We start from the raw sequence: 21,954 nt of genomic DNA on the forward strand, positions 1-21,954 counted from the left end.
AGTTTACTGATCCAGTCCGTTCTCACGGACATAGTCCAGAATGGCCATGCGCTGCAGCTTGCCCATAGTGTTCTTGGGAAGCTTATCGACAATAAAGATCTTGTGGGGCTGCTGGAAGTCCGCCAGGTTCCTGGCGCAGTAGGTTTTCAGGGCACGAAGATTGATCTCCTGGTCTTCCTTGGGCACAACCGCCAGGGCAACCACTTCTCCCAGCCGTTCATCCGGATAAGCGAAAGCAGCGCATTCCTCCACCTCCGGCAGTCGTCCAACTACCACATCAATATCATGAGGATAGACGTTAATCGCGCCTGTGATGATCAGTTCCTTCTTGCGGCCGGCAAAGTACAGGTATCCGTCCTCGTCCAGGTAACCCAGGTCGCCGGTCCGGAAATAATCACCGAACATGGCAGCCTGCATCATGGCTTCCTGCTTATAGTAGCCTTTGCACTGAAGTTTGGATTTTACAGCGATCTCTCCTACTTCACCGGGAGCGCAGTCGGTATCAAAATCGGATTCACTCTCGTCCCGGAGGATCCTGATCTGGGCTTCATCAAAGGGTTTACCAACAGAGTTCTGCTTGTTCTTTGTCTCCTGGAAGCAGATATCCGTTACCGTGGATACTTCCGAGGTTCCGTACATCTCATGGAATTCGCAGTGCAGCAGATCGATGAGTTCATATTTCACAGAAGCTTCCAGCAGGGCGGAAGAAGAAACGATGCTGCGGAAGCTGGTGATCTTGGGAGCGTCAGGCTGCTTCAGCAGTTCCAGAATCTGTGCCAGCTGCGCAGATACGGCAATGGTGAAGGTGGGTTTCTGTTCCTCCACACATTTGAGCCAGATGGCCGGGGTGAACCGCGGCAGCAGAATGGAAGTCGCGCCAAGGATCAGGGGCAGAATCACCAGGCGTTCCGCAAGAGAGTGGTAAAGCGGTGTGGCCGCCAGGATCTTGTCATCCTGCGTGATCTTGTAGACCCGGATATGGGCCATGGAACGTTCATACTTGTTGTCCTGGCTGATATCAATGGGCTTCGGCGTCCCGGTTGAACCGGAAGTCATGGTCAGGATCAGGCTTTCCGAGCCGTCCACATCGTGGTTGACCTCGGGTCTTTCCGCAGGCATCTCATTGATCTTTTCAAACGGAACGGTACCGGGATACTCCTTATCCAGGCAGATGGCAAAACCGGGGACATCCAGTCCGCCGCTCTTTTCACAGTCGGCAAAGAAAGCCCTCCGGGCAATCACATGCTTAATGTCGCCTGCGGCCATCGCTGCTTTGATGGCTTCCAGCGGCAGGGATGGATTCAGCGGTACAACGCAAATGCCCAGATCCGCGGCGGAGAAGAACAATGCCACCGATTCTATGCTGTTATTCATAGGAATGGCGATATGGTCGCCGTATACCGCTCCCTGGCTCAGCAGGAGATTGGAATACCGGCTGACAAGATTCGCCATTTCTTTATATGTTGCTGTTTTTCCATCGCACCAGATCGCCAGTTTGTCAGGTGTTTTCTGTGCGTTTTCATAGAACATGCTTGCCAGTCTGCTTCTCATTGTCATACCCCCGTTATTTCATCTTCGGCATCGGCCGGGCCGGATTGCCAAACATGGTATCTCCTTCTTTGACGTCCTTCAGGACAACACAGCCAAGGCCAAGGTAGGCTCCGTCCCCGATGTGGACATCCTGGGCAATGCAGACACCGGCTGCCAGGAACACATCCTTGCCGATGACCACGTTCCGGACCACACTGCAGTTGCCGCTGATCACGGAATAATCTCCGATATAGGTGTCATGCCCGATCGGTGAAGAAAGAAGCGTCACAAAATCACCGACCGTGGAGTTCGCGGAAAGCTTTGAATACGGGAACATGATGAAGCCTTCCCCGTGATGGGCGAATTCCGACAGCATGGCTGTGGGATGGATGATTGTGGCGAACTTCGCTCCCTTTTCCTTCAGGATGGCAACGATCTTCCGTTTCAGTGCCGGAGAACCCAGTGCCAGGGCGAATTCTTCATCCTCTTTGGGCTGCCAGTCCTTGATGGAACCAACAACGCCATAGTCACATTCATAGCTGTCCAGGGCATGGGGATCATCATCCAGGAAACCGGCGATCTCCCAGGTTGGCTGTACTTTGTTGATGTCCTTGATCCACCAGAGGAGTTCGCGGCCGAAGCCGCCGGCACCGACAATGTATATCTTCTTCATATGTTCCCTCTTCCGCTTTTATAGTTTCATAAAATTGCCTTCGGCATCATTCTTCAGGTCTTCAATGTTGGCTGTTCCAATGAACTCTCCGCGGGCTCCGCCATCCTCCGCCGTAGCACCGTCCCGTTTGAACACCACTTTGATGGTGTCAATAATGCTCTTCAGGTCTGTCAGGAAAGTCACATGATCCACATACCACACATCCCCGGCAAACTGCTGCTCCCATGTCTGGCTGTTCCTTCCGTTCGTGGTGGACGGGTTGGAAAGACCCGGACGGACTTCATGGCGTCTGCGTTGTTCCGGTGTGTATCTGTCCAGATACCTGGAAGGCAGCGGCCTGGGTCCGATGATGGCCATATCCCCTTTCAGGATGTTCAGGAGGCTGGGCAGTTCATCAATACTGGTTTTACGGATCAATGCTCCCAGTCTGGTGGTACGCTCATCATCTGGCAGGAAGATCCCGTTCTCATCCCGGGCATCTGTCATGGACCGGAACTTATACATGCTGAATTCCCTGTCATTCAGACCGATACGATGCTGTTTGAAGAGAACCGGGCTCCCCATATCCTTTCGGATCAGAAGGGAAATGATCAGGAGAAGCGGACTGAATACAATCAGGGCTATAGCTGACAATACACAATCCAATGGACGCTTCAGAAATCTCTCATAGGGGCCGCAGGGCTTTTTATAGGACATATCAGGTTATCTCCTTATTGATTTACTTGAAGCATCTGTGAATGATCTCAATCACGATATCCTGCTGATGTGCTGTCATCTTGTTGTCACTAGGCAGGCACAGTCCGCGCCTGAACAGATCCGCGCCAACGTCCGGCGCTTGTCCTTCGATATAGGCGTTACTCCTTGCCCTGCCGTTACCGTCTACAGTGATGAACTTGTTGTTCTGGTAGATCGGCTGCATATGCATCGGTTTCCAGATTGGACGGCCTTCTGCCCGGAAGGCTGCCAAGGCTGCCAGGATCTCGCCGGGGCTGCTCTTGCCTTCCACGTGATGCCAGAGTTCTTCCTTATCGCTCCTTACGTGCGGAGCCATAGCCTCTTCGTTGATCAGCATGCAGGAAAGCCAGAAGTTCGGTTCTGACTTTTCCTCGTCCCAGGGATTCATAGAGACCGGAAGATCTTTGAGGCCTTCCTTGTACCTTTCCCAGATCTTTTTCTTCTGTGCGATGTGCTCATCCAGGTGCGGGATCTGTCCCCGGATGATACCGGCGACGATGTTGCTCATCCGGTAGTTATAGCCGATCTCCTCATGCTGATACCAGGAGGCGTTTTCACGGCTCTGGGTGGACCACTTTTTGACCTTGTTGGCGTCTTCCAGGGAATCCGTCAGGAACATGCCGCCGGAAGAGCCGGTAATGATCTTGTTTCCGTTGAAGCTGATGCAGCCGTAGTCCGCCAGCATACCGGTTTCAATCCACTGGCCGTTGAGCTTGTATTTTGCTCCGAGGGACTCCGCCGCGTCCTCCACAATCAGGGCGCCGTGGGCATCAGCGATCTTCCGGATCTCTTCCATCTTCCCGGGGGTTCCGTACAGGTGGGCTAGGATGATCAGTTTGACATCCGGATACATCTCAAAGGCTTTTTCCAGGGCGACCGGATCCATGTTCCAGGTATCCCGCTCCGTATCAATAAAGATAGCCTCCCCATCTTCATACGCAACCGGATTGATGGAGGCATCAAAAGTGACATCAGAACAGAAAACTCTTTTCCCCGCCAGGGTTCCCTGGTCCGGTCTTGCCATGCTGTAGAGCCGTTCTCCTGCCAGCTTTGTGGCAAGATGGAGCGCCGCTGTGCCGGAGCTGAGGGCCACCGCGTATTTGCAGCCTACATACTCAGCGAGTTCCCGTTCGATCTCGTTGATGTTGGCGCCTACGGTACTCACCCAGTTGGTGCGGATCGCTTCGTCCACATAGCGCTGCTCATCACCGTGCATTGTCGGTGATGAAAGCCATATTCTGCCGTCAAACGGCATAATGCCTTGAAACCGGGGATCTGTCAGGAAATCCATATGCTCATTCCTTCCTGTAACCGGATAGAATTACTGTCTTTAGTTTTTGATAGATAGGTTTAGCGTTTGGGTATTTGGTTTATATATCAGAAATAGCTGACTTCATGGCCTGTCTGTTCCTGATAGACCTTCATCCAGCTGGTATCTTCCTCTCTCTTTTTCAGGACCAGTTTGGTGGCCTGAACCTTGATAACGTCATATTCGCCCGGCAGGGTGGAAAGGCATTCCTCTGCGGAAGCAAACTGCTGTTCTTTTCCGTCCACATCCACCACAATGGGCATATCCATCACATCCAGGAGGTTTGTCAGCGGCAGGAAGCCGGATTGGTTGCTCATATAGCCGGTAAAGTCTTCCACTTCAAGCCCTTCTGATACCTGACGGACATGATCACGCTGTTCTTTGCTGAGATCCTTATCAGCGATAAATACAGCCTTAACACCGTTTTCCTTGATCTGGCTTTCAATTTCTTCCATGGAGATGACCGGAACTCCGTCCATCATCCAGCCGCTGTCCTTGCCGGCAATCGCTACGGGTTTATACAGCGTATTGTTTTCAAGATGATGAAGAACCTTCTGTCCCAGATCTCCGGAGCCAATGATCATTGCCGGCACATTGCTGGAACGTTTACTGTCGATCTTTGCTTTTTCGATCATGAAGATCCTGCGTGAGAACCGGATCAGAGTCACATAGATAAACTGAAGAACAGCGCCGATCACATAATAGGAAAAAGGCATACGGTAAATGTTATGCTCTTTTTTGATCACCGCAAGCACAATAATGGAAATGACAACATGGAGGATCGTGGTCACAATATGTGCTTTAATGATCCTGTTCAGGTCATTCAGCCCGGCATACTGCGTAAGGCCACCGTAAAGACGGAACAGGAAAAACACAGCGATAGCGCCGACTGTATAGAACGGAGCGATCTTCCAGAAATAATCCAGGTATGAAACGCTGACCTTGAACTCTCCGTGTACAAAAAAGCGCAAAAGGAGCGCGACAATGTAGGCCAGGTTTACCGCGATAATATCCAGCAGCAGGATAAACCCTTTATTCTTTATAAACTTAATAACGCGGTTTTCCTTTTTCATCTGCTCCATCTGATCATCCTCCGCCTGGTACTGAAATTGTAAAAAGCAACAGTCACAGCTGTTGATGGATGACATTATATATCTTTCTGTTCTTCTTTGACAAGCTGTATCAGTTCATAGCCTAGCCAGACCGTACGTTTCACCTGGTCGAATGTAAATTCCACACAGCAGCGCTTCCGGCCGCGGTCGATCTTGATGACCTTTCCCTCCATCTTCTGCCACAGGGGATCATCAACGGTACAATACTGTCCTTCTTCTGCAAGATGAATTGTACCCATAACGCCCTGATGCTCATACAGCATATTGGCAAATGCAAGATCTTCGTTCTGCAGCTCCCCGTCTCCCAGTCTCCGGATGATTCCGGGAATACGAAGAGACTCTTTTAACGGTTCTTCTGTATAGAGGAATATATACCCGGGAAGCCAGTCATGCCGCTTCTCCTCACAGATTCCCCTCACCCATTTGCGCTGGATGATTTCGGGAGATATACAGCGGATATCATGTGTACGCTCGATCATTGCCGCGATTGTCTTACATTTCTGTGTCTCACAGAACAAACAGTATGCGTGTATCTCCCTCACCTCCGTTCATAAATCCTATGAATCAGATTTCTCCATGCGCTTCGCTTAGTCGAAATGACACATTGTGTGCATTGATTTTTGGGTAGGCTCCGCCGTCCCGGGTTTTTATGCCGGGATATAATGCTGCCCGCAGTGGGTACTGCGGGCAGGCTTTCGTATACTCCAGGGGTTCGTCAGCCTGCCAGTCCGGTCAGTACTTGGTTACCCTTTCTTACTTGTCGCTGTAGAGGAATTCCTTGACAGCGGCGATGTTGGCTTCCTTGTCAATGAGGTGTCCTTTTGTTCCGGCTACCATGTCATAGGGTTTGGTGGCTTCCAGGGGAAGAACAGTTGATTTGATCAGATCAAAAATGCTGGTGCCTTCCCGTTCCGCCTGGTATGCGATGCGGGCAAGGGCCAGAGTAATGGAACGAATTTCTTCTTCTTCCATATTGTTTACAGACATATTGAAGATAGGAGCTATCTGTTGGCGGAGGAACTTGTAATCTTCCTCGGAGATATCATCCATATTGATAGCCCGTCTGCCATAAGTGTCCTTAGGTTCGCCACTTTCGTTGGTATAAAGTGCAACTTTATCAGCGATAAAACTGCCCGCGCTGTGGAACAGGGCCGCAACGACCTCTGAATCGCGTTCACAGCAGTTGTATACGCTGTCATACTGAAGCCAGCCGAAACCGACAGCCTGAAGGCCGTTCAGGTGGGTGTTGGGGCCGAAATCGTTCAGGTAATATTCCTGGGCCAGCATATCAATAACAGTCTGTCCCAGTTCACCGCTGGCAACCTGTTCCTGTAGACGGATCTTTTTGGAAGCCACCATGCCGTTCAGGGCGTTGCGTTCCGCACGGGTGATGTCCACATTGATTCCGCCGTATTCATCGATAAGAGAAGCCAGATTCAGGTAGTTCAGGCTCAGGTAATGATTAATGTTCAGGCCAAAGTTTTCATTGAACACCCGGACTGCTTCTTCCGGTCCGTTGTTCCGGTAAGGCATGTCAAGTTTCTGTGGTACATCATAGCCTTCATAGTCAATGAAAGTATCCCAGGTGAACATCATCAGGTGGATCTTGCCAAGGTTGGGCTCCATGGCAGCGACCATCAGGGTGTTGCCGGCGTTGCCCTTGTCATTGTTCATACCTTCATTGCAGATCAGGAGGAAGCTTTCCCAATGGGCTTCTTCTTCCTTGGCTTCCGCTGTCGCTGCCAACGGAAGCAGACTAAGGAGGAGAAGCAGGGCCGTGAGCTTGATGATTGTGCTTGTGATCTTCTTCATGGTGCTTCCCTCCTTCAAGGATTATTGGTCGGAAGTGCTTCCCGTTCCTGGTTGTACTTGTTCGTGAGGATCAGGTTGCCTTCAGCGTCGTAATAGCCGTTCCATCCGGCAACGCCTTCCGCGTTATTAGTCAGCTTGTTATACCGGTCGAGATACCGTTCGGAGATCAGGCGTCCTGCGGAATCGTACTCTCGCTCACAGCTGAAGTAGCCATCATTGCAGTTTGTCTGTCCCCCGAATCGGTCATAGTAGCCTTCCCAGGTACGGTTGCCGTTCTCGTCTTCTTCGTACTGCAGCTGTGCGTAGCCTTTGTCGATGTTTGCGGGCTTCCCGTCCTCATCCAGGTAGGTGATCTCGTGCACACGGGTAGCCGGATAGTAGAGGCTGCTCATACCGTAAGCACCGTTGTTGGCTGTGGTCGGCTCATCATTCGCATCAAAGTAGTACTGGAAATACTTCTCCACCTTTGCCGCGTTTGTCAGATCATAATCATAAGTCATAGCGGCGTATCCGTCTGCGTTCGGAGCGGGATTGCCGTTCTCATCTAACCAGGTTTCCTTGGCAATACGTCCGAAGGGAGTGTACTCGATGCTGACACCATAAGCGCCATTTACCTGTGTCTTGTCTCCCGTTGCGTCAAAGTATCTTTCCAAAGCCAGCTGTCCGCGTCCTGTGTATTCCTTTTCGACGGTGCTGGCACCTTCGGCACCGATTGCCGGATTCCCCTTCTTGTCGAAGTAGCTGATCCGGATCATCCGGTCATACTTGTCAAAGGTCTGGCGGCTTTCGATATAGGAGATATCGTCCATAGCCTCGTTCATGACGCGGAGAATATAGGTCCGGTTTTCTTCATCCTCTTCCAGGAGTTCGCGTCTGCTGTAGCCGTTCACTGCCACCGGTTTCTCTTCTGCGTCAATGTAGTTTTCTTCTTTTACATGACCGCTTTCGGTGTAGGTGGCATAGTGTCCGTAATAACCATCCCGGCAAAGAGCGGGCCTGTCCAGTTCATCGTAGTATTCTTCGCTCAGGATCCTGCCAGCCTCGTCATAAGCCATCAGGTAATAGGCGTAGGTGGAACCTTCGGGAACAACCTGCAAGTCTGAGGTGTTCAGATACCGTTCGGTGAGCCGGTTACCCAGTTCATCATAGGTGTATACAGCTTTGGCGTAACCCATCTGGGTATCAACCAGGTTATCATCAGCGTCGAAGTAAGCTTCCTCAGTCATGAGACCCAGGGTGTTATAGGTTGTAGTCTTCTTTGCGAAGCCGCGGCGGACGCTCATCGGTTTGCCTTCGTTATCGTAGTAGGTAACCTCTGTCTGCCGTCCGGCCAGGTCGTATACGTAATGAGCTTCCGCGTAATCGCTGGCGTAATAGGTGGGCCGTCCCTGTTCATCGAAGAAACGAACTGCCAGAACACGGCCATCCTGATCCACTTCCCTCGTCATGGAAGCATAACGTCCGTAGGTATGGAGAGCGGGTTTCCCACCACGAGTCAGCAGGCGCTCTTCAATGCAGTGGTTCCGGTCGTCATAAGTCAGCAGGATCTCGCAGTAACCGTCATTGCACCAGATCAGTTCATTGTCCTGGTTATAGTAGGATTCCCTGGTCTTGTTGTCATTGTTGTCATATTCATACCTGACCGTGCAGTAGCCGCTGGAAAGCTTTGCCGGCTGGCCGTCAACATCCAGGTATTCACGCTTTGTCACACGCCGTCTTGTATCCCAGGTGTTCCGCAGGGTGGCATATCCGCCTGCGCCGGCAACCGGCTGGTCTTCGTTGTTCAGGAAGGTTTCGGTCAGGATATCCCCGTTCTTGTCCACTTCACGGTGGACACCGGAATAACCAGCGCTGATATAGGTACGGTTGTATTTATCATCCAGGTAGATCGTACCGACCTGATTCAGATCCTTATCATAAATGAATTCGCTGGCAGCGTAACCGTCCTTGAACAGAGTGGGCTGTCCGGAAATATCCAGGTAGGTGGTACGCCAAACTTTGCCCTGGTCACTGTATTCATAGCGGATTCCGGCATAACCGCTGGAAATGATGGTGTTCAGGCCATTGGCATCCAGGTATTTCATGCCTGTACGCCGGTCATACTCATCATAGGTGTATTCAATAGTGGCATATCCGAATCTGGTTTCAACTGCCTGAAGACCTGAATTCAAGTACTCTGTACGGATCAGGTTTCCGCGATTATCGAATGAATAACGTCTTGCCGTATCAAGATTGGTCAGGGAAGCGATCCTCTCGTTTTCATCCAGATACTGCTCTAAAGTAACGTGGTTGTATTTGTCATACTCACGCTGCCAGACACTGAAGCCTTCCGGCAGGCGGGTCAGCTTATCCTGTTCGTTCAGGTAGCGAACCTGGAGTACATTGTTGGCGTTGTCATAAACATTCTGGATGGCGGAATAGCCTTTTTTTGTCATGACGCGTGCCATCTTGTCATCCAGGTAGGATGTCTTGGTGACCCGGCCGCGTGCATCATATTCATACGCCGTTGCGGCATAGCCGTCCGGAAGGGTCACGATATCCATGTTGTAATACCAGACACTGCGGGCCTTCCGGTCCAGAGCATTATATACGTGGACTACCCTGTTGTAGCCGTCCGCAAGGACTGTCGGTGCGTCTTCGTGATGATACCAGGCTTCTTCCGTCAGGTTGTTGTGGTTATCATACTTGTAAGTCTTGTAGGCATAGGTATTTTCCTGCAGAGCAGGCTGATTATCATTATCAAACCAGGCTTCGCTGGTCAGGTTGCCGTGACTGTCCCAGGTCTGCAGCTTCTTTGCATATCCGCTGCGCTGCATCAGCAGGTTGCCCTTGCCGTCGCTGTATTCCTCGCTCAGCAGATGACCGCGGATATCGTAGGTATCCTTCTTCAGGGCATAGCCCTTGGTGGAGATCACGGGCTCCCCGTTTGTTCCGAAGAAAGCCTCTGTGAGCAGGTTGCCCAGCGCGTCATATTCACACTTCGTGGAGGCGTAGTCACCACGGAGCATGTAGGGTGTTCCTGTTTCGTCAAAATACTCTTCACTCAGCAGGCGGTTATCCGCGTCATATTCCCTGCGGACTTCAGCTGCACCGGCATAGATGTCAGTGATGTGGCCGTCAGCACCGTAATACACTTCACGGGTTGTATTGCCGTTGGCGTCATACTCGCAGACGAAGGCGGCATAGCCGTCCGGGCATTCGGCGGGATTATTGTTTTCGTCAAAGTATTTCTCACTCAGCTGATGACCTTCATTGTCCCAGGTGTTTTCCTGCTTGTGATAACCGGCTGCGATTTTTACGGGCTGATTCTGGGTACCGTAGTAAGCAATGCTCTTTACATTACCCATATAGTCCGTTTCAGTTTCTTTGGTGGCATAACCGAAGGATGTTTGCGCAGGTTCCCGATTATCGTTCAGGTAGGCAATAGTTGTTTTGTTGGTTTCGTATGTGGTTTGAGTTACAGCATAGCCGTTGGGATTCAACATCAGGGAACCATCGGCATTGAAGAAAGCTTCTTCCGTAACCCTGCCCTGGGCGTCGGTCTGACGCTCCAGTTTGGCATAGCCAGGAGTGGAAGGAGCGATCAGGTTTCCGTTCTCATCATAGTAAGCACGCAGGGTCAGGTTCCCGGCATGGTCATACTTTGTTTCATAAGCGGCATAACCCAGAGTGATCAGTGCAGGTTTACCGTCCGCATCCAGATATTCCACTTTGGTAGTCATACCGGTTTCCGGATCATAGGCCAGTCTCCGGGCCGCGTATCCTTCAGTCTGGAGCACCGGGCGGCCGTTGGTGCCGATGTTCATTTCGTACACCATGTGATGAGCATTGTCATATTCACGTTCAACCTTAGCACGTCCGCTCACCAGAGTGGGCATATTTTCCGCATTATAGTATGAAATACCTGTAATATTGCCCTGGTTGTCATACTCATAGATGGCAGAGGCATATCCGTTGCTGTTGGTAACAGGATTGCCTTCAGCATCGAAGAACTTTTCACCGGTGTGGTGTCCGGCATAGTCATAGCTGTGTACCTGGGCGGCGTTGGTTCCGTTCACCGCCATGGGATTTCCGTCATCACCGTAGGTAATTTCCCACAGAAGACTTCCCTTGCTGTTGTATTCCCGCATCATGGCAGCTTCGCCGGTACGGGTGGCAGAAAGAGTGCCATCCGCGTTGTAATAATGAACAGAAGTCTGGAGCAGGTTCAGGTCATAGGTATAGGTAGCCTTGTGGGCACCGGTCGTTATGCTGGTATCCGGATTGCCATCTGCGTCAAAGAAAACTTCCTCAAGAAGCAGGTTCTTCTTGGGGCCACCGTAGACCATGCTGCGGGCATAGGCACCGGAAATCTCTTCAGTAGGATTCCCGTTTTCATCGAAGTAAGCTTCAAATACTGCAGGATCTTCACGATCGTTGGAATCATATGTATAGTCTATCCACGCATACTGTTTTTCGTCATTCCGTACAGGCTTCCACTGATCATCTTTATAGACTGTACGAATAACCTGTCCATTTTCATTCCTGTAGTTTTCATATCCTGCATAGCCAGCTTTACGTTTAATCAGCTGCATGTCTACGCCATATACTTTTTCCCATTTTACTTCATCTGGATCAACAATCCAGGATGACCTGGTTTTTTCATCAAAGCTATTATAAGGTATTATTTTCCATTCTATACGTGCATATCCACCATCAGTCAATGTGTATTCATCAAGAATATCATAATAGGTTTCTCTAGCCGACCATTCACCATCTATACTATCATCGTATTCACGTTCGATCATGGACATTCCGTTTGTGACCATTGTACGTTCGCCATCAGCGCCAAAATAGCGGATATAGTGTACACGATCACTACTGCCGTAGTATTCATAGGTCACACGGGCATATCCGCTGAGCATCTTGATCAGATGCTCTTCTTTATCGAGATAGTCAATCTGGATAACGCGGTCATATTCATCGTATATATTGATAATAGAAGCGTAGCCGTATCCGGAGATTACAGGATCTCCGTCTGCATCATAGTAGTCTTTACGTATCAGATTTCCGCGCTCGTCATAACTACAGATTTCACGCTGCCAGCGTTTTGCACCAAGAGACGCAGACCCGTCTGTTGAAAAAATCTCCGTAGACAGCAGCATCGGTTTTCTGTCTTCAGTCTTCTGATGATACTTATTTAGCGGTTCATTTGCCGGGTAATACTCATCACGTGCACCCATGGACATAACCATGCCCAGGCCCATATTGTCCACTCTTGCGTTAACCGCGGCAGTTAGGCCTTTGGCATAAATGTATATTACTTTGGAACCGCCTTCCGCCCCCAGCAGAGGAATATTGTCCACACCTTCATAACGCTTTGTAATAACGATTGCGTTCTCGTCTTCTTCCCTGCTGTAAAGAATACGGGCATATCCGCCTGTCGGCTGGGTTATGTTGCCTTGCGCATCATAATACGTTGTAGAGTAGATCTGATCTCCGTCCCAAATATCCCTGCGATAGCTGTAACCACCGGGAATATCCGCACGGCTGCCGTCAGCGGCATAACGGTCTTCAGCCACGATATGAGGAACTTTGTTGGAGTCATTTTCATAAGTAAACACAGCTTTGGCATATCCGCCGTCAGCATTTATCGGTTCACCATTCAGTCCGGTGTATGCTTCCGTCAGCGGATTTCCTTTTTCATCCCAAGTGTATTCAGCTTTATAGAATCCACGAGCATTAATGGCAGGATTGCCGTCCGAGTCCACAGCTGTTTCGCTGATGAGCCTGCCATCTTCATCCCATTCACAATCTGTACGGGTTGCATTTGGCATACGAAGACTTTGGGGCGTCGTTGCAGCAGACGCTCCATGAAGTACACTGAATACAAGCATCAGTGCCAGAATGACCGGGATGATCTTTGCCAGCTTTTTCATTACTCTTTATTCCCCCTGCGATTGTTTCGGGTCTCCTGATTCCGGTTGTCATTCTGGCTTAGCTTTTGGCTGCTTGCCTGAATTCGCGTGTCATACTTGTTGTAATACTGATATCCCCTTTGGGATCTCTTGCTGTAATACCTGCCCTGATGGATATTTTCTCCATAGAATACAAACCCCAGTACTTCCAGACCTGTCATCTCCGCGCTGATCAGTGCCCTGCGGATTTCCCTATGGTCAGAGAAATTCTGTCTCACAACGAACAGTGCGCCTGCGCATTGGCCAGATAGTGCAAGTGGATCAGATACGATGTTGATTGGTGGAACGTCCATCAGAATCAGATCATACTTTTCTTCCAGTTCTTTCAGTAGTTCCTGCATAGCCGGGGATTCCAGCAATTCGCAGGGATTAGTCGGAACAGCACCAGCTGGAAGTACATCCAGGTTGTCCCAGGTGGAATTTAAAATGGCCTGTTCTACTTTTATGTTACTGGTAAGAATATCAGAAAGGCCCGGAGAATTCGGATCATAGTAGAACATCTCGCTTTGGCAGGCGCGACGCATATCTCCGTCAACAAGAAGCACTTTCTTTCCACTTAGAGCAAGTGATACAGCCAGGTTAGCAGCAATGGTGGATTTACCCTCACCGGAGATAGCACTGGTCACCAGGACAGTCCGGCGCATTTTTTCACTCATGGTATATAGCAGGTTCATGCGAAGTTTCGCATAGCTCTCTACCATATCCATGTCGGTTTTGTCATTTAGAAGAAATACGCCTGCATCCTTTTCTTCCCCTTTTGCCCGACGGATATAAGAAAGGATTGGTGGCGTATAATTGTCTGTAAGTTCTGCAGGTTTTTCTACACGGTGATTCATGAGGAATAATAAAGTAAGAAGAGCGCATGCAATCACAGCACCAATAAGCGCACCGATTATACCTTTTTTCATGTCATTGCGACCGTTCGCAAACATTGGAATAGTCGCATAATCCTGAGCTTTCGCTTCACCAGCAGCAACAACATCCTTGATCGCAGTCGGTGCAACCTGTAATACGCTGTTGCAGATATCAGCAGACAGTTCAGGGTATGGAGTAGTGCAGCTGACCCGAACCATAGGAGTTTCATGAACGGAGTTCATTGAAATAACGTTCCGAATGAAGTCTGTGGAAAGCCCCGGGTATTTTTGACTCAGAAGAAGATCGTTTTCATTCCCGTTCTCGCCTGCAGGTTCAATAGCGTATTCCAGAACCTTCTGCATGACGGTTTCGCTTTTTACGACCTCGCTGTAGATATTCACCAGCTGTACCGCGCTAGAAATATCAGAAGTACTGGTGTAGCCGTAGTTGACCAAATTGGGGTTGCTGTTGGTAACGAACATGGTGCCAGAAGCGGTATACGTATCTATGGCTTTGGATGCTCTCCAGTACATAAAGCCGAATCCTATGGCTGCGCAAATGATCACAAGCCAGATACGCTTGAGAATGTATACAGCGAGTCTTGCCAGATCGATGCTTCCACTCTGCTTGTTCATCAGGTTACCTCTCCCTCTTTTGGTACATGTAACACTTTTGTATCAATTACACCATATAACTATTGTATTTTAGCATATGATAATTGCAAATGTAAATATAAAAAGACAGGTTTTTCCTATGTTTTTTCAACGATTTCAAGGTGCCACAGGCACATCCTGCATCGTATAAACCAATTTTACGCATATTCTGCAGAACGTTGTACAATCGTTTGCATTTTTGTTCAAAAAGACCTGATTTTTGTGGTAGTATGCGTAACCAAATACAAATGTTGATCATTTTATGTATCTATTATAGTATAGTTACGTGCTCTTTTTGTCAATATTTTATGTAACTTTTCCCGTTTTATACAATATCTGTATAGGGTTGAGCCGACAACCCCCAAAATACATTATCAAAAATCCAAGGGACAAAAAATGCAGCAACGAATAATAATGCACAGTTTTTTTGCAATTCTTAATTCACAATTCATAATTATTCCCTGGTCACTCTTCCCTTTTCATCTCGATCAGAGTCTCAGGAAATCTGCCCCCTGATGTCATCTCGACCGGAGTCGTATAAAACCAGCCCCTGATGTCATCTCGACCGGAGCCAAACAAAATCAGCCCCCTGATGTCATCTCGACCGAAGCCGAAGGCGGAGTGGAGAGATCTGTTCCTGTTAGTAATAATATGACGGCCAAACTATATACCATTCATCCCCGCCCCCGTTGTCATCCCGACCGTGGTGGGATCTCCTACGGGTTCAGAACGAAACAACACACATAGGATTCATTCAGCAGCGCACCTAGCATGTCATTCCGACCAAGCGTCAGCGTGTGGAGGAATCCCCCTGATACAAAATAGGTGGCATTTCTGCCACCTGTTAAATCTTTTCTATTGTTCAGGGTTCAAATCCCTGTACGTTTTGTCCGCTGGCTCCACCGGTCTGTGTTGGCGGAAATGCAGGACCGGGCTGGAATCCTGAAGCATTTTGTCCTCCACCGGTAATGGTCTGCACACTTTCAGTCATAAAGCTTACATCCTTATCCAGCTTGATGACTTCAACCTTGGGCTTTTCGTATGTGCTCATCTTCTTCGCTCCTTTGTTTTGGGGTGTGTAAACGGTTTTTGCATTTGTATGTATTGTATATATCATTTTGTTCCTTTGTCAAGGGCTTGTATGTTTTATTTTGTACATTCTTGTTTCTGCTTCTGTGTACAATAAAAGGACCTCACCCTTTCGGGCGAGGTCCTTCGTTGTTTGTTGTTATTGGTTGTTTTTTATGGGTGGTTTGTCTTTGGTTGTTTGTTGTGGTTGTTTGTTATGTGGTGTTGTTACTCCCCTTTTGCGTAGGCGGCTGCGTTGGCGCCAGCGAGTCTGCCGCTGGTGAGGGACCAGCCGGCTGCGGCACCGCCGTATGTGACGTAGGCCTTTTCGGAGGCGAGGAGGACGCCGATGGAGTCATTGCCGGTGGCGTAGAGGCCGGGGACGGGGTTGCCGTCTGTGTCAATGACGTTGATGTTGGTGTCCACTTCCAGGCCGCCGCAGGTGGAGTAGATGTAAGAGGCGCCCTTGACTGCGTAGTAGGCCTTGCCGTTGTCTTCCACGAGTTCGGTGATGTTCGGGACGTTGATCGCTTCGCCCAGTTCCTTCAGGCTGGCGGCTTCGTAGACATCGCCGTACTGCTTGCCCACTTCCAGGATGGTGTCCAGGTCGGTTACGGGCTTGTTCGCTTCCACGGTGCCGCCCTGGGCCAGGAACATGGGAACGTTGGCGTTCTTCAGGCCTTCCGTTTTGAAGGCATTGATGTCATCCTCGGAGTAGATGACAAAGTAGGTGGGGCCGGCTGCCCAGCAGTCAAAGGAGAAGAACATGCCGATCTGGTCGTTGACCCGCTTGCCGTTCTCGCCGATGACCGGGTAGGAGTTGTCGATGACCAGGGAGGTCAGGACCGCTTTCTGGTCCTTCGTGAGGTCATCGTTTTTGATGATGTTGTACACCTGGGCGATGTGGGAAACCGGGACCACGTCCATGTTGTACAGGTTGGCGTTCACAGCCTCCTGGGCCATGCGGATGCCGGCGCCGTCGCACTGGGTCATGGCTTCCGTCTTCCAGACACCGTGGATGTATTCCTTTTCGAGCTCCGGATCACCGGCGTAGCCGCCGGTGGCGAGGACAACGGATTTGCCGTGGATGTTGTAGGTGGTGCCGTCCCAGGCAACCGCCTTCACGCCGGCAACCTTGCCGTCTTCCATGATCAATTCCTTGGCTTCCAGTTCCAGCATGTAGTCGTTCTTTTCATTCATGGCCTTGGCGGTCTCGATGGCTGCGATATAGCCGTCATCCTTGGTGCCGCCGTTCTTGCCGCCGTAGGTGGCCCAGACCTGCCATCCGGCGGGATGGAAGAAGGCCGCCATCTGGGGAGCGAACTCAAAGGTATAGCTTTCCATCCAGTCCAGGGTCTCGCCGGATTCGGCGATGAACTTCTCCACCACGTCCAGCTTGGCGTCCTGCTGTCCGTCGATGGTGGTGTATTCCGCCCAGTCCTTCAGGAGGTCTTCCGGGGGAACGATCTGTCCGCCGTTGGCCTCCACGCGGGACGGCGGGTTGATGGCCATGGGGCCGGCGGTGTTGGTGGAGTTGCCGCCCACCTTCGCGGCCTTTTCAATGCCGAATACGGTGGCGCCCTTCTCCGCGGCGGAGAGGTAGGCCGTCATGCCGGCGCCGCCCAGGCCGACAACGATCACATCATAGCCGTCCAGGTCGATGACTTCGGTGGACTTTTCGATGGGGGTATGCCAGTCGGCGGCGCTGCCGCCGGCCTGCTCGATGGCCATGGCAAGTGCCTGCTTCACGGCGCTGGAGGCGACTGTCGCGCCGGAGACGGCGTCTGTTTCAAGGCTCTGGGATTCGATGAGCCGGGGATAGAGCCGCTCTTCCACGGTAGCAAAGATCACCGGGGTGTTGCCCGCGGTGACGGTCTCGATGTTCGTCAGCTTGCCGCCTTCGAAGGTGAAGTTCAGGGTCATCTGCTCGGTGACGGAATAGCCGGGTACGGTGACGGTGTAGGTGCCGTCCTTGACCTGTGCCGCTTCCGCGCCGCCGGCCTGGGCCTTCAGCATATCGATGGCGGTTTTGATCGCGTCGCTGGTGATGGTGGCGCCGGTCACGCTGTCGATGGCTTTCGTGTCCACGTCAGCAAGCTTCGTGCCTACGAGGGCTGCCAGGGCGCCCTCATTCAGGGTCGCGGCAGCAGCGCCGCCCACCTCAGGCGTCTGGGTGGATCCGTCCGCGGAAATGGCGGTGATCACACCGTCAGCGTCCAGTTCCACGGTAATGGTCACGTCCCCGCCGAAACCGGCGACACTCGCCGTCAGCGGATCCGCCGATGCGACGCTGACGAGGGTCATCATCATCGCAAGGGCAAGGACAAGAGAAAGAAGTTTTTTCATTAGGGTTCCTCCTCCTTACAATAAGAAAAAATATATACAGGTTTCCTGTCCTTTCATTATATATAGCGTTTTTGTATACAACAAGGTATAAAGCCGGTATACCCGCGTGTAACCAACGTCTGGCCAAAAACGGAACCCCGGGACGGTTCCTAGTTCCATTTTTGGGCCTGAGGGACGGTTCCGGTGGCCCATTACCATGTGCCACCGGAACCGTCCCTCAGGCCCACCCCGTCCGCCGCAAAATAACATGCCTTATTTTCCGAAACCTATTCTGTATCCTTTATTTGGGATATTGTATGATGCTTGTAAAGGAGGCTGCGTATTGCAGGTAAGGTTATGTACACCGTTGTTTATCCGGTTCTGTTTATCTCGATCGGCGTTGGCGCTGTGCTTGTTGCCATTTTCCGTGAGGAAAAGCATTATGCGAAGATTTCGGGTAAAAAGGTCTTTAACCTGAATGCGCTGTTAGATGACATCCGCCGCCAGGAGGAGAAAAAGCAGCACGCCTCCCTGACCGCTGCAAAGCGTGCCCGGCGTATTCAGGCGCGCAAAGAGTCCCTGGAGAACGCCAGGGTCATCCGTGAACTGGTGGATGGTCTGGACCGGGATGCCGGTGCTGCTGTTGTTCCTGTCATCCGGGTAACCTGTCAGGGGGATGGTTCCTGTGGCCGGTCATAATTTACAGAGATGTTACACCGTTTTTCTCCGGTTCATGTTATGCTTTTTACAGAAAGACCCGTAATAGCCTGGAAGGAGAAATGACCATGAAGACAATGTTTTCCCGTCTGTTTGCCTGCCTGATGTGTGTTGTGCTGATGCTTTCCTCCCTCTGCTTTGCGGAAGCTGAGGAACAGCTGAACGGCACCTGCGGCGAGAAACTCACCTGGAGGATCGAGGGAAATACCCTGTATATCTCCGGCACCGGTCCCATGGAGGACTATAAGGAGATCCGGATGCCGCGTACTGACGGCGAGTCTGGGACCAGGATCGGCGTCAACAGCCCGTGGTATGGCAACAGAAGCTTCGATAAGGTCGTTGTGGAAGAAGGCGTCACTACCCTGGGTAATTACGCGTTTTTTAACAAAACCGCCATTGTCAGCGTATCCCTGCCGGAGACTCTGGTGTCCATCGGGAAATTTATGTTCGGCGGAGACGGACACCTGAAGGACATCAACCTGCCGGATTCCATTACCTGTATCGGACAGAACGCGTTCTCCGGCTGCCATAGCCTGCGGAGTCTCAGCCTGCCCGCTTCCCTGGAAAAGATCGAATTCGGAACTTTCCAGTCCTGTGACGGACTGTCCGAGATAAGGATTCCGGATTCCGTAATGTCGATCGACAGGTACTCCTTCTATGCATGCATAGGCATGGATACGGTCCTGATACCTGCTTCTGTGACCGAGATCGCGCAGGATGCTTTCGGCGACTGCCGAGGCCTGAAGAGCATCATCGTTGTTAATGGCAGCTATGCCGAACAGTTCTGTAAGGAAAACGGAATTAAGTATACCGGCGTAGATACGCTTCCTGAAGCGGCAGCGCCTGCCGCAAAGGCGGAGATTACCTGGAACGTGAAAAACGGAATCCTGACCATCTCCGGAAACGGTCCTATGGAAGATTTCGAGTATACTTATGATGAATCATCTTCAACACCCGGCCGTCGTACGGTCAATGGCACAACCGCGCCCTGGGACGATGAAGTATTTGGGCGTGTTATCGTTGAGGAAGGGATCACTTCCATTGGCAAGCGGGCATTCTATAATCATAAAGACCTGAAATATGCCGTCCTGCCGGATTCCCTGCTTTACATAGAAGCTTATGCGTTTGATACTACCGCGCTGAAGAAGATCACAATCCCCGGTTCAGTCCGCAGGATTGGAGCCAATGCATTCGATTACTGTCTCCAGCTGAAAGATGTCATACTGCCGGAATCGATTGAGATTATCGGAGACCGTGCTTTCGTGAACTGTACCAGGCTGGAGCATGTCAACCTTCCCGCATCCCTGCACACCATTGAATATGAAGCCTTTGATGAATGCGGGAATGCCGTTTTCACTGTAGAGAAGGGCAGTTACGCCGAAGAATACTGCAATAAAAACATGCTGGCATATAACTACGGGGATGACGCTTCCGTACACGTGCCTGTGGGAAATACCAGTATTTCCTGGAAGGTGGAGGACGGAACCCTGTATATCTCCGGCACCGGAGCCATGGATGACTATAACGAAGTATTCGGTACCCACGGAACCACTGACAAAGGTGAATTCCTGGGTGGCAACACACCCTGGGATAATGAGGACTTCAGTCGTATTGTGATCGAAAACGGCATTACCTCCATCGGGAAAAACACTTTCCGGAACAGGTACGCGCTTGTTTCCGTATCCCTGCCTGATACTCTTGAGTCCATCGGGGAAATGGCGTTCGGCGCCAGCCCGTCCCTGGAGGAGATCAACCTGTCGGAAGGCCTGACCAGCATTGGGGCGAACGCGTTTGTTTCGTGCCCCAAACTGAAGAACATTACCCTCCCCGACTCCCTGAAGGAGATGGATTATGGTATATTCCAGAACTGTACAAGCCTGAAGGAGATCCGCATTCCGGAATCCATCACCACGCTGGGTGCTGTACTGTTCTCACGCTGCACCAACCTTGAAAAGGTCATCATCCCGGCTTCCGTTACCAAAATGGAGCCCGGGATCTTCAGGGACTGCGAAAACCTGAAAGAAGTTATCGTTGAAAAAGACAGCTGCGCCATGCAGTACTGCATCGACAACAACCTCCCCTACACCATCGTGGAATAAAAACGGAACCCCGGGACGGTTCCTAGTTCCACTTTTCCCTCAAATCGCGCCTTGATGGCCAAAAACGGAACCCCGGGACGGTTCCTGGTTCCATTTTCAAAAAAGTGGAACAGAGGAACCGTCCCGGGGTTCCGTTTTTCCGTTTTTTCCGTTTTTCAATGCGGGATGTCGAGCATGTCGAGGAGACGGGTGAAGGTGTCTTGTCCGTCCAGGCAGGTATCGATCAGCCAGCCTTTTTCATTTCGCCATTCGGTAAGACCCCGGTAATAAAAGCTTTTCTTAGAATCCTCAATGATAAACGGAATAATGTTGTGGCGAAGGCATTCCTTCAGCGCTACAAGCCGTCCGACCCTTCCGTTACCATCCTGGAAGGGATGAATATATTCAAACTCGGCATGCAAGGCGATAATATCCTCAATGGATGCACAGGATTTCGCGTTATACGTGTCAAGAAGTTTCTTCATTTGAATGTGGACTTCCGAAGGCTTAACAGTTTCCCTTCCGCCTACAACATTAGCCCGCTTTTTATAATCTCCGACCGCGAACCAGGGAAGAGTGGAATCCTTTGTATCGTGTTTCATGATATAGTGTAGGTGCTTGATGATATCTTCTGTCAGTTCTTTTTCCGCTGTATCGATCACATAATCAATCGCCCTGAAATGATGAACTGTTTCCAGAATGTCATCGACAGGAATTCCGTCACCGATATCCACGGTATTGGTTTCAAAGATATATCTTGTTTGGTCTTCAGACAGCTTACTGCCTTCGATATGATTGGAGTTGTAGGTCATCCTGACCTGCAGCTCATGGTAAAGACCGCCGGAAAGTCTCATTTCTTTCTCATCCCGCAGGATCTGAAGGATGCGGTTGCAGCTTTCCTCACGCATGATCAGTTCAGAAGATGTGTTCAGGTATTCCGCAATCTTTCCAATGCTGGCACGGGACAGCTTTTCACCCTTGGCGATTTTCGCCACTGTACGGGTTGAAAGGCCCAGGTCGCGGGAAAGGTCTGTTTTCCCGACCCCTTTTTCCTTCATTGCTTTGATGAGGCCTTCATATGAGATTTTTGCCATTCAAACCCCTCCTTGAATCTTTACTTATTTTAGCTC

General features: G+C 50.7%; 14 protein-coding genes. 2 read left to right on the plus strand and 12 right to left on the minus strand.

The window, feature by feature from the left end; all coding sequences use genetic code 11:
* Nucleotides 1-3: 3 nt before the first annotated feature.
* From JYE50_RS05365 to JYE50_RS05415, 11 genes are all read right to left on the minus strand, one after another.
* Nucleotides 4-1,551 carry a class I adenylate-forming enzyme family protein gene (locus tag JYE50_RS05365; protein WP_084094843.1) on the minus strand — a complete coding sequence of 516 codons (1,548 nt, stop codon included), beginning with the start codon at nt 1,549-1,551 and terminating at the stop codon, nt 4-6.
* A gap of 13 nt (nt 1,552-1,564) precedes the next feature.
* The gene (locus JYE50_RS05370) at nt 1,565-2,203 is read right to left on the minus strand and encodes an acetyltransferase (protein WP_084094844.1); all 639 of its coding nucleotides are present in this window, start codon (nt 2,201-2,203) and stop codon (nt 1,565-1,567) included.
* Between the two features lie 18 nt (nt 2,204-2,221).
* Nucleotides 2,222-2,899, minus strand: a complete 678-nt coding sequence (locus JYE50_RS05375; protein ID WP_084094845.1) for a sugar transferase — start codon at nt 2,897-2,899, stop codon at nt 2,222-2,224.
* Nucleotides 2,900-2,921: 22 nt separating this feature from the next.
* Nucleotides 2,922-4,229, minus strand: coding sequence for a DegT/DnrJ/EryC1/StrS family aminotransferase (locus tag JYE50_RS05380; protein WP_084094846.1), 1,308 nt, complete (start codon nt 4,227-4,229; stop codon nt 2,922-2,924).
* Nucleotides 4,230-4,315: 86 nt separating this feature from the next.
* On the minus strand, nt 4,316-5,329 hold the full coding sequence (locus tag JYE50_RS05385; protein WP_084094847.1) for a nucleoside-diphosphate sugar epimerase/dehydratase: 1,014 nt from the start codon (nt 5,327-5,329) through the stop codon (nt 4,316-4,318).
* 65 nt (nt 5,330-5,394) lie between these two features.
* Nucleotides 5,395-5,838 (minus strand): hypothetical protein, encoded by a 444-nt coding sequence (locus tag JYE50_RS05390; RefSeq protein WP_143763519.1) that lies wholly within the window; start codon nt 5,836-5,838, stop codon nt 5,395-5,397.
* Nucleotides 5,839-6,112: 274 nt separating this feature from the next.
* Nucleotides 6,113-7,171 carry an LCP family glycopolymer transferase gene (locus JYE50_RS05395; protein ID WP_084094849.1) on the minus strand — a complete coding sequence of 353 codons (1,059 nt, stop codon included), beginning with the start codon at nt 7,169-7,171 and terminating at the stop codon, nt 6,113-6,115.
* Between the two features lie 14 nt (nt 7,172-7,185).
* Nucleotides 7,186-13,089 (minus strand): RHS repeat domain-containing protein, encoded by a 5,904-nt coding sequence (locus JYE50_RS05400; protein WP_084094850.1) that lies wholly within the window; start codon nt 13,087-13,089, stop codon nt 7,186-7,188.
* Nucleotides 13,089-14,618 carry a tyrosine-protein kinase domain-containing protein gene (locus JYE50_RS05405; RefSeq protein ID WP_084094851.1) on the minus strand — a complete coding sequence of 510 codons (1,530 nt, stop codon included), beginning with the start codon at nt 14,616-14,618 and terminating at the stop codon, nt 13,089-13,091. The genes JYE50_RS05400 and JYE50_RS05405 overlap by 1 nt, the downstream gene beginning before the upstream one ends.
* Before the next feature lie 880 nt (nt 14,619-15,498).
* Nucleotides 15,499-15,687: a hypothetical protein gene (locus tag JYE50_RS05410; RefSeq protein WP_084094852.1), complete on the minus strand. Its 189-nt coding sequence runs from the start codon at nt 15,685-15,687 to the stop codon at nt 15,499-15,501.
* A gap of 245 nt (nt 15,688-15,932) precedes the next feature.
* Nucleotides 15,933-18,050, minus strand: coding sequence for an FAD-binding protein (locus tag JYE50_RS05415; protein WP_084094853.1), 2,118 nt, complete (start codon nt 18,048-18,050; stop codon nt 15,933-15,935).
* Between the two features lie 336 nt (nt 18,051-18,386).
* Here JYE50_RS05415 and JYE50_RS05420 point away from each other — a divergent pair, with 336 nt between their 5' ends.
* Nucleotides 18,387-18,728, plus strand: a complete 342-nt coding sequence (locus JYE50_RS05420; RefSeq protein ID WP_084094854.1) for a hypothetical protein — start codon at nt 18,387-18,389, stop codon at nt 18,726-18,728.
* Between the two features lie 86 nt (nt 18,729-18,814).
* Entirely contained in the window at nt 18,815-20,845 is a 2,031-nt protein-coding gene (locus JYE50_RS05425; protein WP_179138227.1) for a leucine-rich repeat domain-containing protein, read from the plus strand.
* A gap of 155 nt (nt 20,846-21,000) precedes the next feature.
* On the opposite strand, the gene JYE50_RS05430 is transcribed toward JYE50_RS05425, so the two are convergent.
* Nucleotides 21,001-21,918, minus strand: coding sequence for a Fic family protein (locus JYE50_RS05430; RefSeq protein WP_084094856.1), 918 nt, complete (start codon nt 21,916-21,918; stop codon nt 21,001-21,003).
* Nucleotides 21,919-21,954 lie beyond the last annotated feature (36 nt).

It is taken from the genome of Aristaeella lactis (assembly GCF_018118585.1).
GTDB classification, from domain to species: domain Bacteria; phylum Bacillota; class Clostridia; order Christensenellales; family Aristaeellaceae; genus Aristaeella; species Aristaeella lactis.

Coding starts and splice junctions, on each gene's coding strand:
- JYE50_RS05385 (WP_084094847.1), bottom strand. CDS start 5,329: ATGGAGCAGATGAAAAAGGAAAACCGCGTTATTAAGTTTATAAAGAAT.
- JYE50_RS05370 (WP_084094844.1), bottom strand. CDS start 2,203: ATGAAGAAGATATACATTGTCGGTGCCGGCGGCTTCGGCCGCGAACTC.
- JYE50_RS05400 (WP_084094850.1), bottom strand. CDS start 13,089: ATGAAAAAGCTGGCAAAGATCATCCCGGTCATTCTGGCACTGATGCTT.
- JYE50_RS05415 (WP_084094853.1), bottom strand. CDS start 18,050: ATGAAAAAACTTCTTTCTCTTGTCCTTGCCCTTGCGATGATGATGACC.
- JYE50_RS05405 (WP_084094851.1), bottom strand. CDS start 14,618: ATGAACAAGCAGAGTGGAAGCATCGATCTGGCAAGACTCGCTGTATAC.
- JYE50_RS05425 (WP_179138227.1), top strand. CDS start 18,815: ATGAAGACAATGTTTTCCCGTCTGTTTGCCTGCCTGATGTGTGTTGTG.
- JYE50_RS05365 (WP_084094843.1), bottom strand. CDS start 1,551: ATGAGAAGCAGACTGGCAAGCATGTTCTATGAAAACGCACAGAAAACA.
- JYE50_RS05390 (WP_143763519.1), bottom strand. CDS start 5,838: ATGATCGAGCGTACACATGATATCCGCTGTATATCTCCCGAAATCATC.
- JYE50_RS05395 (WP_084094849.1), bottom strand. CDS start 7,171: ATGAAGAAGATCACAAGCACAATCATCAAGCTCACGGCCCTGCTTCTC.
- JYE50_RS05380 (WP_084094846.1), bottom strand. CDS start 4,229: ATGGATTTCCTGACAGATCCCCGGTTTCAAGGCATTATGCCGTTTGAC.
- JYE50_RS05375 (WP_084094845.1), bottom strand. CDS start 2,899: ATGTCCTATAAAAAGCCCTGCGGCCCCTATGAGAGATTTCTGAAGCGT.
- JYE50_RS05410 (WP_084094852.1), bottom strand. CDS start 15,687: ATGAGCACATACGAAAAGCCCAAGGTTGAAGTCATCAAGCTGGATAAG.
- JYE50_RS05430 (WP_084094856.1), bottom strand. CDS start 21,918: ATGGCAAAAATCTCATATGAAGGCCTCATCAAAGCAATGAAGGAAAAA.
- JYE50_RS05420 (WP_084094854.1), top strand. CDS start 18,387: ATGTACACCGTTGTTTATCCGGTTCTGTTTATCTCGATCGGCGTTGGC.